16 protein-coding genes are annotated in these 15,898 nt (G+C 45.7%); 4 read left to right on the top strand and 12 right to left on the bottom strand.

The window, feature by feature from the left end; all coding sequences use genetic code 11:
- Positions 1–128: 128 nt before the first annotated feature.
- The 10 genes from QUB35_RS29320 to QUB35_RS29275 form a co-directional block, all read right to left on the bottom strand.
- Complete coding sequence (locus tag QUB35_RS29320) at positions 129–506, bottom strand: transcriptional regulator (protein ID WP_333107684.1); 378 nt, start codon at positions 504–506, stop codon at positions 129–131.
- Between the two features lie 14 nt (positions 507–520).
- A complete protein-coding gene (locus tag QUB35_RS29315) occupies positions 521–814 on the bottom strand; it encodes a type II toxin-antitoxin system HigB family toxin (RefSeq protein ID WP_333145158.1) in 294 nt (97 codons plus the stop codon).
- A 115-nt stretch (positions 815–929) separates the two neighbouring features.
- Positions 930–1,250: an element excision factor XisI family protein gene (locus tag QUB35_RS29310; RefSeq protein ID WP_333145157.1), complete on the bottom strand. Its 321-nt coding sequence runs from the start codon at positions 1,248–1,250 to the stop codon at positions 930–932.
- Positions 1,238–1,654, bottom strand: coding sequence for a XisH family protein (locus QUB35_RS29305; RefSeq protein ID WP_333145155.1), 417 nt, complete (start codon positions 1,652–1,654; stop codon positions 1,238–1,240). The genes QUB35_RS29310 and QUB35_RS29305 overlap by 13 nt, the downstream gene beginning before the upstream one ends.
- Entirely contained in the window at positions 1,554–1,922 is a 369-nt protein-coding gene (locus tag QUB35_RS29300; protein WP_333145154.1) for a hypothetical protein, read from the bottom strand. Before QUB35_RS29300 ends, QUB35_RS29305 begins: the two co-directional genes overlap by 101 nt.
- Before the next feature lie 318 nt (positions 1,923–2,240).
- A complete protein-coding gene (locus QUB35_RS29295; RefSeq protein ID WP_333145153.1) occupies positions 2,241–2,453 on the bottom strand; it encodes a hypothetical protein in 213 nt (70 codons plus the stop codon).
- A 315-nt stretch (positions 2,454–2,768) separates the two neighbouring features.
- Positions 2,769–5,729 (bottom strand): excinuclease ABC subunit UvrA, encoded by a 2,961-nt coding sequence (gene uvrA, locus QUB35_RS29290; RefSeq protein WP_333145152.1) that lies wholly within the window; start codon positions 5,727–5,729, stop codon positions 2,769–2,771.
- 73 nt (positions 5,730–5,802) lie between these two features.
- Positions 5,803–6,246 carry a retroviral-like aspartic protease family protein gene (locus QUB35_RS29285; RefSeq protein ID WP_333145161.1) on the bottom strand — a complete coding sequence of 148 codons (444 nt, stop codon included), beginning with the start codon at positions 6,244–6,246 and terminating at the stop codon, positions 5,803–5,805.
- 309 nt (positions 6,247–6,555) lie between these two features.
- Complete coding sequence (locus QUB35_RS29280) at positions 6,556–7,182, bottom strand: 7-carboxy-7-deazaguanine synthase QueE (protein WP_333145151.1); 627 nt, start codon at positions 7,180–7,182, stop codon at positions 6,556–6,558.
- 194 nt (positions 7,183–7,376) lie between these two features.
- The gene (locus QUB35_RS29275) at positions 7,377–8,075 is read right to left on the bottom strand and encodes a class I SAM-dependent methyltransferase (protein WP_333145150.1); all 699 of its coding nucleotides are present in this window, start codon (positions 8,073–8,075) and stop codon (positions 7,377–7,379) included.
- A 1,170-nt stretch (positions 8,076–9,245) separates the two neighbouring features.
- Between QUB35_RS29275 and QUB35_RS29270 the strand changes: the two genes are divergently transcribed.
- Entirely contained in the window at positions 9,246–10,016 is a 771-nt protein-coding gene (locus QUB35_RS29270; RefSeq protein ID WP_333145149.1) for a hypothetical protein, read from the top strand.
- Positions 10,017–10,341: 325 nt separating this feature from the next.
- Positions 10,342–10,788, top strand: coding sequence for a hypothetical protein (locus tag QUB35_RS29265; RefSeq protein WP_333145148.1), 447 nt, complete (start codon positions 10,342–10,344; stop codon positions 10,786–10,788).
- A 494-nt stretch (positions 10,789–11,282) separates the two neighbouring features.
- Here QUB35_RS29265 and QUB35_RS29260 read toward each other — a convergent pair whose 3' ends face one another.
- Both QUB35_RS29260 and QUB35_RS29255 read right to left on the bottom strand, forming a co-directional pair.
- Entirely contained in the window at positions 11,283–11,837 is a 555-nt protein-coding gene (locus QUB35_RS29260; protein ID WP_333145147.1) for a cyclic nucleotide-binding domain-containing protein, read from the bottom strand.
- Positions 11,838–12,165: 328 nt separating this feature from the next.
- On the bottom strand, positions 12,166–13,158 hold the full coding sequence (locus QUB35_RS29255; RefSeq protein WP_333145146.1) for a DUF1517 domain-containing protein: 993 nt from the start codon (positions 13,156–13,158) through the stop codon (positions 12,166–12,168).
- Positions 13,159–13,532: 374 nt separating this feature from the next.
- On the opposite strand from QUB35_RS29255, the gene hemB reads away from it, so the two are divergent.
- Entirely contained in the window at positions 13,533–14,516 is a 984-nt protein-coding gene (gene hemB / locus QUB35_RS29250) for a porphobilinogen synthase (RefSeq protein ID WP_333107810.1), read from the top strand.
- Between the two features lie 644 nt (positions 14,517–15,160).
- Positions 15,161–15,649, top strand: coding sequence for a GNAT family N-acetyltransferase (locus QUB35_RS29245; protein ID WP_333145145.1), 489 nt, complete (start codon positions 15,161–15,163; stop codon positions 15,647–15,649).
- Positions 15,650–15,898: the final 249 nt, after the last annotated feature.

Below are 15,898 nucleotides of genomic sequence, written 5' to 3'. Positions count from 1 at the left end.
CGTATTGTACAATACGCGAGCGGGGACGCTCGCACTACAATAAAAAAAATGCTTTTTACAAAACTGAGATGCTCCCAAATGGGGTCACTCTCAGTTTACTGTGCTGTTGTCGGAATGGTGTTCTATTGTTAGGCGGAGGTTTGTAGCGACTCATAGGGCTGGATGAGAATCTCAGCGGGAATTCCTAACTCTTGATTCAGCTTCCGAATCATTTCCAGAGTCAAGGATCGTTTGCGAGATAATATCTCAGAAACTTTAACTCGACTGCCAATACATTGTTCCAAATCGCTACCAGACCATCCGCGGGCATCCATGTAGTATTGAATGGCTGCAATTGGATCGGGTATTGCGATCGGAAAGTGTGCCTTCTCGTAAGCTTCTACTAGGGTACTGAGCACATCTAGGCGATCGGACTCAGGTGTATTTGGAGCTGCATTAAACAGCAATTCAACCTCTCGAAGGGCATCCTGATAGTCAGTTTGGGTTCTAATTGGACGTATTTCCATATATCAATTTGTGTTTAGATTGTTTCTGCATCTACCTTGTCATACTCGGCATGAGTGCCAATAAAGCGGATAAAAATAATGCCGATGTCATAACGAATGGCAACAATCAGCCGATAGGAATTGCCTTTGATGTTGAACACAACACGATTGTTGGCAATGATGCTGGCATTACCATGAGCGGACTTAACATCGACTGGACTCTGCCAATCGGCGTGAGACGCTTCGTAGTACCAAGTTTTTAGTGCTTCTGAGGCATCTGGATGAGTTTCCCAAAAGCTTCGCAAGGTGCTGCGGGACAAAATACGCATAGAACTTCGTGACTGGAACTCCCGAAACACGAGACAATTGAAATATCGGTTCTGCCATTGTCAGAGGGCAAAGAATAACGTGCTATCTCATCATTTTATCACAGAATCTTTGTCTCTAGGAATAGTTGGTGGCAAGGAGTTTTCGGATGCTGGGGGAGCGAAACCCAAAAATGATATCTTGAGAAAACACACCGCGTTGAATCAATTCTCGCTCGATGTAGATTTCGGTACTGTTGTGTTGAATCCAGATTTGATTTTCGATGATATCGAGCTGCATAGCACACCCATAGATGCGATATTCCTCGCGCCATTCGTTGTGCATAACGAGGTATCGATCGCGGGCGAAATCGAATATTAGCTGAGCATTTGCGTCATTTGTAGAAAAGTCTTCGAGAAAGTCACAAACAATTTTGCGGTATTCGTTTAGTCTATCCATTGGTCGATCGCCTCACGAGTTGGATTGTAAATAATTAGTCGGATTTCATAACGTTCGATGACAGTTTTTGCGGGTTCAAATCTGAGAAACATTTGGTAGGTATCGGTGGGCACTGCCAGATACAGTATACGTTCTGGTTCACTAGAGACTTCGATGGCAACGCGATAGTTGAGGAATTGACCGAGGGCGGTGTGGAATTCAGAAATGGTGGAGCCACCTGCGAAACTTTTGACTTCTACAGCTATTTTACGTCCTTCTTTTTCAGCGGCGATCGCTTCTTCGGCTGCAAGATCGATGTATACATCAGCAACACCATAGCGTAACTGGTAGGGATCGTGGGTAATCTTCCAGCCATCTTTTTGTAGGGCGATTTTGACCCTGTTGTGGAAGAGATCCTTTGCCATTTTTAGATTGTACCCAAGGATTTACATCGGAACTTAAGGGTGTACCGACTTCCACCGAAACAATGACGGCGGTGTATTGTCCGCTGTCGGTGAGTTGTTTGGCTAAAGCTAGCATGGCGGTGGTTTTACCGACTTGTCGGGGTGCATGGATGACGAAATAGTTGCGTTGAGCGATTAACCGTTCTAAGCCCGGTAAGCGCAGTGTTGGGGGTAGCACGTAATGAATGTCTGCTTGGCATGGGCCTGCGGTATTGAACCAGCGTGGCATAGGTTAATTGGGGTTAAAGGGGTTGCTCTCAGTTTACTGTGCTGTACCCGAATAGAAAGGATAAAAGTTACTCGGAACGCCGTGAATTGATAAAGCCTTTGTCAAGAACCCTGAGCTTCAAAATACGGGCTAACGATCGCTGTCATAAAACTTCTATCCAGCATTTTAAATACTCTTAAACGACGATATTATTAGTATTAATCATTTGAAAGCACTGAAATGTTAGACCAAGCCCCCAAACTGTAAAGATTAAAAGCTAGAGGCACTGTACAACTCCCAGGAAAAACTATGCCCCTCATGCAAATTTCAAAGCCTTTTCTAATCCCAGAACATCATCGATGTTTCATCCTTAATCATCTTGGCATCACACTTTGGGCAAGGATGTTTACTAGGCCAGCGATAGAGCCGCGATCCTTGACATTTAGGACAAATATTGAGTCTCTTATCATAGTTAGGATCGCCAGTCGGGCCATCTTTGCCATCGCGCCCAATCAGAACGTCAACTACTGCTTCACAATCTTCACAGGTCATTGTTCTAACAACAGCGATCATTCCAACGTCCCGATGGCCAGAAACCCATTTTGCTATGTACCCACAACCAGGACATACAAAGTTAAATTTTGCACCCATTGTTTTCCTTGATGAAGCTTGGCTAATTTGTACCAGTATACCTCTGTCCCAGAGCCGATCGGATTGCAGAGCAGAACTCTCTGACGACTAAGCAGACTAACTTGTAATAGTATTTTAATTGTAGGGTGCGTCAGGTGAGTTTCTTAAACGATTATTGAAGGTTTAAATATCTGACGCACCTTACTAATTATGAGAATTGCGTAATTCCTGTTAGTATTAACTAACGGCTACAGCCTCCCCCAAAGGATGCTGCTGCAAAACCGCTTGCAAATACTTCCCAGTATAAGACCTCTGATTTGCCGCCACATCCTCCGGCGTTCCCGCCACAATAATCTCGCCGCCCTTATCTCCCCCTTCGGGCCCCAAATCGATCGCCCAATCGCAGCACCGAATCACATCTAAATTGTGTTCGATTACCAAAATTGAATTACCCTTATCCACCAATCTTTGCAGCACATTTAACAAATGGTGAACATCATAAAACGACAAACCAGTCGTCGGTTCATCGATCAAATAAAGCGTCTTCCCAGTAGCGCGGCGCGACAGTTCCGTTGCCAATTTTACCCGCTGCGCTTCGCCCCCAGAAAGCGTCGGCGCCGGCTGTCCCAACTGAATGTAACCTAAACCAACATCAACCAAAGTTTGCAGTCTGACGCCCGCCCTGGGAATATTTTTAAACATCTCCAAAGATTCCTCTACAGTCATGTTCAAAACATCAGAAATCGACTTGCCTTTATACTTCACTTGCAGTGTTTCCCGGTTGTACCGTGCACCTTTGCAAACCTCGCACTGCACGTAAACATCCGGCAGAAAATTCATCGAAATCACGTTCACGCCTTGGCCGCCGCAAGCTTCGCACCTTCCTCCTTTGACGTTAAAAGAAAACTGCCCCGCTTTGTAACCTCTTGTCTTCGCTTCAATGCTTTCGGCAAACAAATCGCGAATCACATCAAAGACTCCCGTGTAAGTAGCGGGATTAGAACGCGGAGTGCGGCCGATGGGAGATTGATCGATGACAATTACCTTATCAATCACATCCTCTAGAGAGCGTTCGCCTTTAGTTTTGAGGGCGTCCATATCGGGTGGTAAAGGCACTTTTTTTGTGATATAGTGTTGCAGCGACGGGTACAGCAATTCATTAATTAAAGTTGATTTTCCCGAACCGGAAACCCCCGTCACGCAGACGAGTTTTCCGAGGGGAATTTCGACATCGATATTTTTTAAATTGTTGCGCGTTGCATTTATAATTGAGAGAGCTTTGCCGTTGCCTTTTCTCCTTTCATTAGGCGTTTCAATTACTCGCTTTCCCGACAAATAAGCCCCGGTCAAAGATTCTTCGGCCGCCAGCAAATTTTCTAAACTTCCTTGCGATATAATTTTGCCGCCGTGCACGCCGGCACCGGGCCCGATATCGACAATGTGGTCGGCCGCTCGCATGGTTTCTTCATCGTGTTCTACTACAATCAAAGTATTGCCTAAATCGCGCAATTTTGTTAAGGTTTGCAGCAGGCGAAAGTTGTCTCTTTGATGCAGTCCGATGCTGGGTTCGTCCAAAACGTAGAGCACTCCTGTCAAACCAGAACCGATTTGAGTTGCCAGTCGAATTCGCTGCGCTTCTCCGCCAGAAAGCGTCATGGCTGCGCGGTCTAAAGTCAGGTAATCTAACCCGACATCGAGCAAAAATTGCAGCCTTGCTTTGATTTCTCTCAGGGCTAAATCGGATATTTGAAATTGCCGATCGCTCAATCCCAAATTATTTACTCGTTCGCGACAGTCGCGAATCGAAATACTGGTTAAATCCACAATTCCGTACTGTCCCAACCGCACCGAAAGCGCCTCGGTTTTCAAGCGCTTGCCGTGACAAACCTCGCAAGAGCGATCGATCCGATACTGTTCCAGCTTCTGCTTGATCAAATCAGAACCAGTATCGTCGTACTGGCGTTGCAACATGGCAATCACGCCATTAAAATCTCTCCTAAAATCAGTGCTGCCGTCGCGCTTTTTACCTTCGGCGGTGCGCTTGGACTCATTGCCGTACAAAATTACCTGCTGGTGTTCGGGCTTTAATCGATACCAAGGAGTGTCGATATCAAACCCGCAAGTATCCGCAATACTGCAAAGCAAAGAGAGATAATAGGAATTGTCTTTGTCTGACCAAGGCGCGATCGCACAATAAAGAGGTGCTTTCTCATCGGGAACTACCAACTCCGGCGCAAAAGTCCGCAAACTCCCCAAACCGTGACAGTTTGGGCAAGCACCGTAGGGCGAATTAAACGAAAATAACCGGGGGGAAAGTTCTTCCATTACTGCGCCGTGTTCGGGACAAGCAAAGTTTTCGGAAAATACCATCGGCCCCTGTGGTTGAGAATTTTCTTCAGTCGGTAACTCTTCAATTATCGCAATTCCCTCTGAATGGCGCAAACAAGTTGCCAGAGAATCAACTAAACGTTCTTCTAAACCGGGTTTTTTAATTAACCGATCGACAACTATCTCGATATTGTGCGTATGATTTTTATCTAATTCGATATTTTCCGAAAGTTCTAAAATTTCTCCGTTAACTTTGACGCGAATAAATCCTTCCGCAGCTAAACTCGACAATAATTTGCGGTGAGTGCCTTTTTTTCCGCGCACAACTGGTGCCAGAAGGTGAAAGCGAGTGCCGTCTGGAAGTGCCATGACTCGATCGCACATTTCATCAATTGTCTGCGGCGCAATGCAGCGATCGCAAATCGGACAGTGCGGTTCGCCGGCTCTGCCGTAGAGCAATCTGAGATAATCGTAAATTTCTGTAACAGTGCCAACAGTCGATCGCGGGTTATGAGAAGTTGACTTTTGGTCGATCGAAATAGCCGGACTCAAGCCTTCGATCGCGTCCACATCCGGTTTGTCCAACTGTCCCAAAAACTGGCGCGCGTAGGCGCTGAGAGACTCGACGTAGCGGCGCTGGCCCTCGGCAAAAATTGTATCGAAAGCCAGGGAAGACTTACCAGAACCGGAGACGCCAGTAAAAACGATCAGGCGATCGCGCGGCAGTTCCAGATCGATATTTTTCAGGTTGTGCTGTCTCGCACCGCGAACCCGAATCGTATTTTGGTTGTTTGAGTGAGAATTCGTCACATTATGCCCGTTGCGGGATGCACTTGGCTGGCTGTTTGAGGTTTCGGCGCGTTGGGACATGAGAGTAGTGCAAAATAGTGCTTAACCATCTTAGCGCTGCCGATCGAATAGCTGGCATCCAAACTCAAGAATATCAAAGAATAGTCAAATAAGTTTCCGTCGGCCCGTCGGGCAAAACCTTCAATCTTTGATTTTTCAAATCTATTTCAATTCCCAGCGCTTCCATCGGAATCACGCCTAAAAGTGGCGTTTTCCCCTCTGGCAATTCCAAACACTCAAAAGTCCCTTCGCGGCCGCACAGGGAAATCGAAGCATCCCGAAAAATCCTCGCCTCACTAATACCCGTTGCAGTCTCAACAACCACTTGCTTGAGAATTTTCAAACCCAGTCTGGCAATGACATCTTTAGGCAAACACAAAGTTGTCGCGCCCGTATCCACCAAAACATTTTCTAGAGTAACAGACCTGACTTGCTCGATGGGAATCAGATTATCTTCTGCTTTCCCTTCATCCAGCCGATTCGTAATTACTAGGGTTGTGATAACTTTTCCCATTGGAGTTTCCGTAGTTGTTTCCATTACGATCAAATTATCATAAATTGCTGCTTTAATTTTAGCACATAGTTCCACATATTTTAGGGCAATACGGTTCATTTAAAACTGTTTATTCCCCGGAGATCCCCCTAAATCCCCCTTAAGAAGGGGAGTAGGGGTTGACTTTGAGTAAGTTCTTGTCCCCCCCTTCGTAGGGGCGGTGCGACCCCTACTCCCCGTGCCCGCCCTTGGCTAGGGGGGATCGGGCTTAACTGAAGCCTATTGTATTGTAGGGCGATGCACTCCCCATTCGGCACCGCCCACCTGACGAATAGCTCTAGCTAAATCATCAAATTATTGCACCCCAATAAATTTGTGAGTTTGCAAAGATAGCCTGTAACTAGGATTTTGTTTCAGAAGTTCCAAAATAATGGGAATTGCGGATTTTTTTGACTTCCATTCTGGTTGCAAGAACACCGGAATATTCACATTATTTTCCAAATGCTTGTGATAAAATTCAACTTCTTCGCCAGTGCTAACCACTAACTTAATTTCATTTGCTCTCGTCCAAAAAAGCTCTTGCACCGGATATTTAGGATTGACGTGTTCCTTCGGAGAAAGAGTAATCCAAGCCTGCGGGGAAACATCCTGCCAGCAAGCACCCGAAGTTTCAATACTCACCTGCTTGTCAGCTTCTAACAAAGCTTCAACTAACTCAGGCAAATCCCGGTGAATGAAAGGTTCGCCACCAGTAATGACAACTCTCGGAGACTGCAATTGAGCGAGCAATTGGGCGATCGACTGCGGCACAGACGGCAAACCTTTGCCCCCATTTGCGTAGCCTGTGTCGCACCAAGGACACCCCACAGGGCAACCTGCCAATCTAATAAAATCAACTAAAGTCCCCGTCCAGTAACCTTCGCCTTGAACGGTACACTGAAAAGTTTCGTGAATTGGTAATTTTACCTGTAAATTAGACACCCGAAGTTACACCTCTGATTAACTAAAAAATACATCATTCTGTAGAGTGCGCCCAGCGCACCTTACTCTATAATTTTGAGTTTATAGGGTGCGCCCCGCACACCTTAGTCTATATATAAAACTGACTTGTATATTCTTGAATAATTAGCAGTTTGTGGCAATTTAAAAATGAACCGCAAACCGCAAACAACTCTTTAATTATGCTGTTCCGGTTCCATCATAGTAGCCCAACGGCGTTTCAAGGCCAAAGTCAGTCCGTCAGCAATGGGGACAACACTGAGAGTAACTCTGGGATCGTTACGCAATTTGTCGTTGAAACTACGAATGGCGAGGGTGCTTTCGTCTTGTACTTGAGGATCAGCAACTCGTCCAGACCACAGAACATTGTCAATTACAATTAAACCGCCATTGCGTACAAGTTGCAGCGATCGCTCAAAATAAGCCTCATAATTTTCTTTATCGGCGTCGATGAAGGCAAAATCAAAGGTTCCAGCTTGTCCCTCGCCTATTAGTTTGTCGAGAGTATTTATTGCTGGGCCCAACTGCAACGAAATCTTATTAGCCACGCCTGCTGCTTCCCAATAGCGTCGTGCGATCGTAGTATATTCCTCGCTGACATCGCAGGCAATAATTTGACCGTTAGGAGGCAGCGCTAAAGCTACGCAAAGCGAGCTATAACCAGTAAAAACGCCAATTTCTAAGGTTTTGGTCGCTCCCATAAGCTGCACCATGAGCTCCATAAACTGACCTTGTTCGGGAGCAATCTGCATCATCCCCATAGGATGCTTAGCAGTTTCTTCCCGTAGTGAAGCGAGAATATCGGGTTCCCGCAGAGAAATAGATAACAGATAATCGTAAAGTTTATGTTCTAGGCCAAGAGTTGAGTTCGTCATCGGTTTGTCCTTGCTGCTGACTTTTGATTTGAGATTGTAGACGCCCTGTTAATGGAAATCGCAGAATGTAGAGTTAATTTTGGCATCTATTTTGCTGTGGCTGATGGCAGGTTGCAGTAGCAGTGTGTCGGTTACACAGAGGCCACTTGCAAAACGCACACTCTACTTCCAAATCAGTTTATCTCAGCTACAGGTGATTTAGCATATCTGGAAAATAAAAATGGATAGAGGGAGTGTTTTGAGATTCCTGGTTTTCTAGCACCGTGTAACGCCGTTAGTGATACCAGTTCAAAAAATGAATGCAACTGTAGACAATCTGCAAACCCATACATAATCAGCCATTCCCCATCTCAAATCTCAAATCTCAAATGGTATGAGTTGGGGAGAATGTGACTTCATCCTGATTACTAAGGAATGAGAATTAAATAACTTCCACTCTTGAAAGTGGGATAGGCGTCCCGCCCGTCCTTTTTGGACGGGCGGGACGCCCATCCCACAATAACAACTAAAATTGTAAGTTATTTAATTCGCGCTCCTAACTAGATGAACTGCGAAAAACATAAGTATGTCATTGCCAGTGAAATGAAGCAATCCCAAAGGTTGTGATTCGTTTACATTTTGTTACAGTGTCATTTTTTTTGTGCCCCTCTACTTAATCGTCAATGAGTAATTCTTGAGGGCTTATATCATGTCCGATCGATTATCCCTAATACGGTAGGGGCGGGTTCACGAACAATATCTGCCAATAATTGACAATCTCAAAAACCCGCCCTTTTAATCGATCCCAAACCAAAAAACCGTTTCCTTTAACTATTATGGATGGGTTCAAGCCCGTGTATGTTGCTGGAACAAACCAGGCGTCTGGAAACCCTTGTCTCCCGGAGGATTATTAATCACTAATAAACTGGGTTCAATAGGACGATTTCTTAACTGTCACACATTATGAATCCATACCTAAACAACCTACCCCAAATCTCCACTACCTTGCAGGATTGAGGTAGAGCAAGTATTTGTGGGAAAAAACAGGTTTATCGCAACCCTTGCCCAGCACTTTTACTCATAACTAATGAACCGGGATTAATAGGACGCTCACTTAACTGTCACAGTTTATTACTCCAGACCTAAACCACCTACCCACAATCAAAACAACATTCTACCAAGGCGATCGCTATGTATTACACTTTCGCAGGTTTTGGTGCCGCCACAGGCATATTTTTGCTGCTAGTTTTTGCCATTCTGCAATGGCTGCACGTCTCCGCCGGCAGTTTTATTGATTGGATAATTGCCATTGCTATTTTTGAATGGCTGTTGTTGATAGTTACAGTTCCCTGGAATATCCATTTTGAAGCTAAAGAAGTTTTAGCACAAGCCGCAGAATCGACTAAAAAAAACATTGCTGTCGATCAGGAACAAGTCAAATACGTTACTGTATTAGTTAGCCGATCGCTCTTTGTGGCGATCGCACTTCACCTGTTTAGCGCGATCGCACTTTACGCCCTAGCCGCCGCCGGAATTAGTGCTATTGGCTATCTCAGTTCCGCTGCTGCACTGCTGTTAACTGTACTGCGTCCAGCTATCCGAGGTTATCAGTATTTAGCCCAACGGCTGACAACTATCCGCCGCCAATTTTTGTACCCCCGTGAAGATATTGTCGAACTCCGCAGCCGCTTTGCAGTATTAGAATCTACAGTTAAAGATTTAAGCAATCAATTAAGTTCAGACAATCCGACTTCGCGGGTGGCTGTCCAAAATCGGGAACGGGAAGCTATCAGAAGAGAATTAACTACTTTATCCGCATCTCTACAATCTTTGCAAGTAACAAATCAGGCAGAACACACTAAACTGAGAAGAGATGCAGAAAGTGCGATCGCCCAACTCACCGATGACGGACAATTTCTCAACCACGTCCGCGAAATCATCCGCTTCTTTAAAGAATCGTAAAGTCAGTTGATAGTTGACTGTTGACAGTTGTCTGTTGACAGTTGACTGTTGACAGTTGTCTGTTGTCATTAGTTACCAATGCCCGATGCCCGATGCCCAATTCCCAATTCCCAATCTTTAGATAGATGCCAAATAGTCGCAAATAGTGAAAATTTTAATAAAAACAGAATTTTCTCACTCTTGAGGAAGACTCAATAAAGGTATTTTCCCTAACCGCAATTTTTCGCAAACTATAACCAAAGATAGTTTGTGAATGAGCTAGCTTGGGATTAATATTTAAACATAAGCCAAAGACCTTTTTGAAAAGATAACTCAGGAATAAATCATGACTAATCGCCAACCAATACCCCCCAAAGAAGAAGTTAGCAAATCAACACCGGCCGACGAACAAATCGAAGCCAATATGGAAGCCCCCCACTACGACAGGGGCATTACTCCTGCGGAGACAGCAGCGCGGCAAGACCGCGAAGGCGCTAACTTCATGCACACAACCACCGAAGCGAAGCAGAAAAGTGCAAAAACTGATGACCAAACCGATGACGAAAGCATTCACACCACAGATGGTTATACAGTAGACCGAGAAGGCCTGGTTAACAATTACGCGGTCGAACCGGAAATGTACATCAACGAACCGGGCGATTTGAGAGCAAAAGAAGAAGCCGAAGCTGCAGAACGCGCTCGAATTCTCGCAGAAATCAAAGATAAAAAAGGCGAAGAAGGAAAACTGACAATGGATGCAGATACCCGCGGCAAAGGGCCGGGCATTATCTAGATTGTGTGGTTGGTAGTTGCGTTTCAGCGCGCGAGGTTGCAACTGCAAAGCACAGGGGCGGGTTTTTATAGTTCCGGCAATTATCGATCGATATTTCCGGTAAAACCCGCCCCTATTTTGTTTTCCACATCTGTTTTTTGAGTTGAGACTTTACATCGTACATCTTGCACCAATATCAATAATCCTTTTTTGGGCTGGGTCTCCTGCCCGACCCCTACTCCTCACAATAAAACTCATTCTTTGTGGAACAGGCAGGAAACCCTTTTCTTGAGAATGGTGCAAGATGTGAGTTACATCTGAGATATTGCACCATTCTCAATTACTTGTTTAGGAACAGGCAAGATGCCTGTTCCACAAGAGATGAATTTTATTGTGGAACAGGCATCTTGCCTGTTCTTCAGAATGGTGCAAGATGTGAGTTACATCGTACACCTCTCAATTACCGTATCAATCGGCCAGTTTTCAGACCCAGCTCAAAAACGCCTTAAAATTACTCAAGCTTTAACATTTTCCCTCAGCCAATTAAACTTAGCCTCAGCTAGCGCCAAATTTTCCAGAACGTTAGGATTGATATCCTCGCGTTCAAATTCTGGTTGATCTAATTCAATATTGCGACCATATTCTATATGTCGGATCGTACCGCGCATCCTATCTGCCAGACACAGTGAAATGCCATAATAAAACCGGGAAGCAAAGCCCATATCGTTTTGAAGTTTGATTACTAACTGCCGCCTAGGAATTGCCAGCAAGTGAGTTTCTTCGATCGCCTTTACCGTTGCTAAAGGAGGGCGAGCGTCAATGAAAGAGACTTCTCCCACCAGTTCTCCGCTGGCTATTTTAGCGAGCTCTCTAGTCCGCTCAGCCTCGATTAAAACGCTCAAACTCCCCTTCAAAACAATGTATAGCGCATCTATCTGTCTCCCTTCCTGGATCAAAATCCCACCCGGATATAGAACTTCCTTTTTGCCTTTTTGAACGATCCAGTTGATATCGTCATTATTTAACTGGCTCAAAATAAAAAGTGCTTTTTTTCTGCTGCTGTCGGCCATAAGTTTTAGCTCTCGATCGCTTCTTCTTTATATAAAATTTAGATGGGCGCGATCGCAACTTCTTCCGAAGCAGTCCTCGCTGAATACAGTTTTTTTATCCTGCCTAACTTCTTCGCAAAACCCCTATCGAGCAGGCTTTGCCCATAGCAAATGAATCACACTGAATCATAATCTCTAAATACTAGCATTTGTTAAACAATCTTCTTTAACTCGATCGACCTCCCCAACATCCCGCGAAATTCGCGTCTCAAAAGCAATTGGGTTCACCCGCCCAGCTTGGCGGCGGGATGGGGCGCGGTAGACAATGCTCCGCGCCCAGTCTTGCTCACTAAATCGATCGCAAATCAGGATAGCCGGCCAACATATCGTCAGCAGTCAGAGTGTCCCCGTTGGCTTGAGGAGTCCACAGCACCTCAACCGCCAGCAACTGCTCGCTCGATACTCCCCCAATCTGACGCAAAGCTTGGCGCAAATCTTCAGAGTTTTTCACTGCTGGCAATTGCAATTTGCCTTGAGTACCCACAATCACCGTCACCACAATAAATTCCCCAGGATCTGAATTCACATCAGAAGCCACCAGCGCCCCATTTTCCTGCAAACCTGGCAGGATATTGCTGCTCCCTGCTTGCCGGAGCTGATTGTTATAATTCGAGAGCGTTTCTTCAGTAAATTTACTGCGTTCTGCCAAAGAAAGTTGATTAAACTTAGCTTCGGCTGCTTCCAAGCGAGTTTGCACAGATTCAGCGCCCGCGTAAACCCAGTATTCAGGATGCCGCAGCAGCGCCAGAGTAGATTCTTGCAGCACTTGAGCGCGACCTGTCGCTGTATCGGTATCCGCTTTTCGCGCTAGGGAGTCGAGTTCGGCTTGCAAACCACGGGCCTCTGCTAGCAAACCAACTTGCAAGCGGGCGACAGATACAGTGGTAGTAGGGGCACTGTTGCCCAGTTCGTCAGTTCCGCCCCCGGCGCGGCGGAAGCTTTGGACGAGGAAATTAGCGATCGAAATAAAAATCAAAATCGAGAATAGGCCACCAAACCCGCCCCCAAAGCCAAAAAACGGCAGTAAGAACGGGAAACCGAAGCCGCCGCCAAAGCCGCCACCATAGCCGCCGGGGTAGTAGCCTCCTCCCGACGGCGCGTAAGTGCGACTAGGAGACGAGTAACTGCGCGCCGGAGCACTAAAAGATCCGCCGCCGATGCGTCCGCCGCTGCGGGCAGCCAGAGCTCCATCAGCGTTACCGAGGGCTAGCGTCAGTACCAGACCGATCGCAAATAGTGATTTCAAAAGCGGTTTGATCTTTGAAATTAGTTGCTTGTACATAAGACCGTTACTATTCGATACATTTATAATTTACAGTCTATCCTCGCTTCTGGGCAGCCTGGTTATAGGTGTGAAGCCAGCGAGATATCCGTACCAACCGATCCCACCACAGTTATGCCTGAGTCTGCAAACGAGAAAAGCTAGAAAGGACTTGCATTCCGATGCGGAGAACAATAGACCTCTGGAATAATTATTGTGGAACAGGCATCTTGCCTGTTCAAGACTTGATTTTCACTTCTAGGTCTAATCGACATCGCGGGTTTTACAGAAGTTTACTTAAGTCCAGGGCGATCGGCCAACAATAAGCTCTAGACTTTTAAAGAAACGCCGCGAGTCCTCAAAAACAGGGCTTTATCTACCGTAAAAAAAACATTATGTTTCCAACTCACCGCCCCCGCCGCCTCCGCAACCATCCCCAACTCCGCCGGATGGTACGCGAAAATATCTTGACCACCAGCGATTTAATTTACCCCCTATTTGCCGTACCGGGGGAAGCTTTTGCCAAAGAAGTCACATCGATGCCGGGAGTTTACCAGCTATCGGTAGACAAAATAGTAGAAGAAGCAAAAGAAGTCTACGACCTCGGCATTCCGGCTATTATTTTATTCGGCATTCCCGCAGACAAAGATACAGACGCGACAGGTGCTTGGCACGACTGTGGCATCGTTCAACAAGCGACGGAAGCGGTTAAAAAAGCTGTACCAGATTTAATCGTCATGGTCGATACTTGTCTGTGTGAATATACCAGTCACGGTCACTGCGGCTATTTGGAAGTCGGAGATTTAAGCGGCCGCGTCTTGAACGATCCCACACTAGAATTGCTCAAGAAAACCGCAGTGGCTCAAGCTAAAGCCGGTGCAGATATTATCGCACCTTCGGGAATGATGGACGGTTTTGTCGGAGCAATTCGCGAAGGATTGGACTCCGCTGGATTTGAAGATATTCCTATCATGTCTTACGCGGCAAAATACGCCTCAGCTTATTATGGCCCATTCCGGGATGCAGCAGAGTCTGCTCCGCAATTTGGCGATCGGCGCACCTATCAAATGGACCCCGGAAACGGCCGCGAAGCTCTGAAAGAAATTGCTCTCGACATTGCCGAAGGCGCAGATATGCTCATGGTTAAACCCGCTTTAGCTTACATGGACATCATCTGGCGCGTGAAGGAAGCAACTAACCTGCCAGTTGCTGCTTACAACGTTTCTGGAGAATATGCGATGGTGAAAGCCGCCGCCCTCAACGGTTGGATAGATGAAGAAAGAGTAGTTATGGAAACTTTGACAGGATTCAAGCGTGCTGGTTGTGATTTGATTTTGACTTATCACGCCAAAGACGCCGCCCGCTGGCTGCAAAACTGATTCACTCGATTTGAGATTAGAGATTAAAGAATTGACTCCACAGCACAATATTCGGGTGTTCTTGTGGAGTCAACACCTCTCTCGATAGATGATTTTTGAGCAATTAGGCAAGACACTAGCTATAGCTTACGCTTACCGATACACGACGCCTCGAAACCGGGTTTTTACCGTTTCAGTGGGCTGTAACTGAGATATTGCACCATTCTTGTGGAACAGGCTTTCCGGCCTGTTCCACAAGAAAATTCACTCTTTGTGGAACAGGCCGAAAAGCCTGTTCATAAAAAGCTTATTGACAATGGTGCAACATTTCTGTTGTAACGAAGTATGGCTATGAAAAAACCCGGTTTCTCTGTAGACAAACTCCCAACCCCTAAAAAATCAGTCATTCCCCATCTAAAATCTCTCATCTCAAATATCAAATGGTATGAGTTATAAGTTGGGAATTTTGAGTCAAAGACTTTTTTTCAAAATTTACCCCAAAAAGTATTAATCATCACCGAAATTAGTTAGAAAATATGTATGAATAAAAATAGTTTTGTAAATGGGGAATTCAACCATTGATCGTTCCCAAGCAAAATTAACTTTCACTCGTGTAAAACAGTAAAAGTAACACAGTTGAGATACAAATTCAAGGCAGATTGAGCATGACATCAACGACTAGGGATTCCAGTCACATTCAATTTTGTATAGGTCGCGATCGCGCCGACATCGTACAGATCCAAGAACTATTTAAAGCCGCCGCCTTTTGGGCGAGGGAACGCAAGATAGAAGATTGGGAAATTGCGCTCGCCAACAGCGAACCAGTTGTTACAGTTTGGGACGGCTCACGGGCGATCGGCTTTGCCAGAGCCACCTCAGATGGCATCTATCGAGCTACCATCTGGGATGTCGCCATTCACCCGGATTACCAAGGTGCAGGACTCGGCCGTAAATTAGTGCAAACCGTCTTGAGTCACCCTCGGATGTGCCGAGTAGAGCGAGTTTACCTGATGACAACTTACAAACAAAGCTTCTACGAGCGCATCGGTTTTCAGCAAAACGCTAGCACCACAATGGTACTTGAAAATCAGCTTCTAGAAGAGAATCTCGAATTAGAAATTAGCAACGGCGAATTGCTAACTGCTAATTGTTAAATCCGCACAAAAATTGCACCAAAATCTATAATATGTAGGGTGCGTCGCAGCGCACCTTACTCCCTATAAATAATTTCCTTCTTTCATCTTCCCTCGAACCTCTTCCCGCCTCCGTTACATCTGTTAAATCCTTTGCCCTCTTTCCCACCTGCGTTACATTTCATATGTTGCACCATTCTCAATTAGCCTTTTAGGAACAGGCAAGATGCCTGTTCCACAATAAAATTCATCTCTTGTGGAACAGGCATC

Origin of the sequence: Microcoleus sp. B13-B6 (assembly GCF_036705405.1) — a bacterium.
In the GTDB taxonomy this organism is placed as follows: domain Bacteria; phylum Cyanobacteriota; class Cyanobacteriia; order Cyanobacteriales; family Microcoleaceae; genus Microcoleus.
The sequence above is the reverse complement of the archived record's forward strand: the minus strand, read 5'-3'. Positions and strand labels throughout refer to the sequence as shown.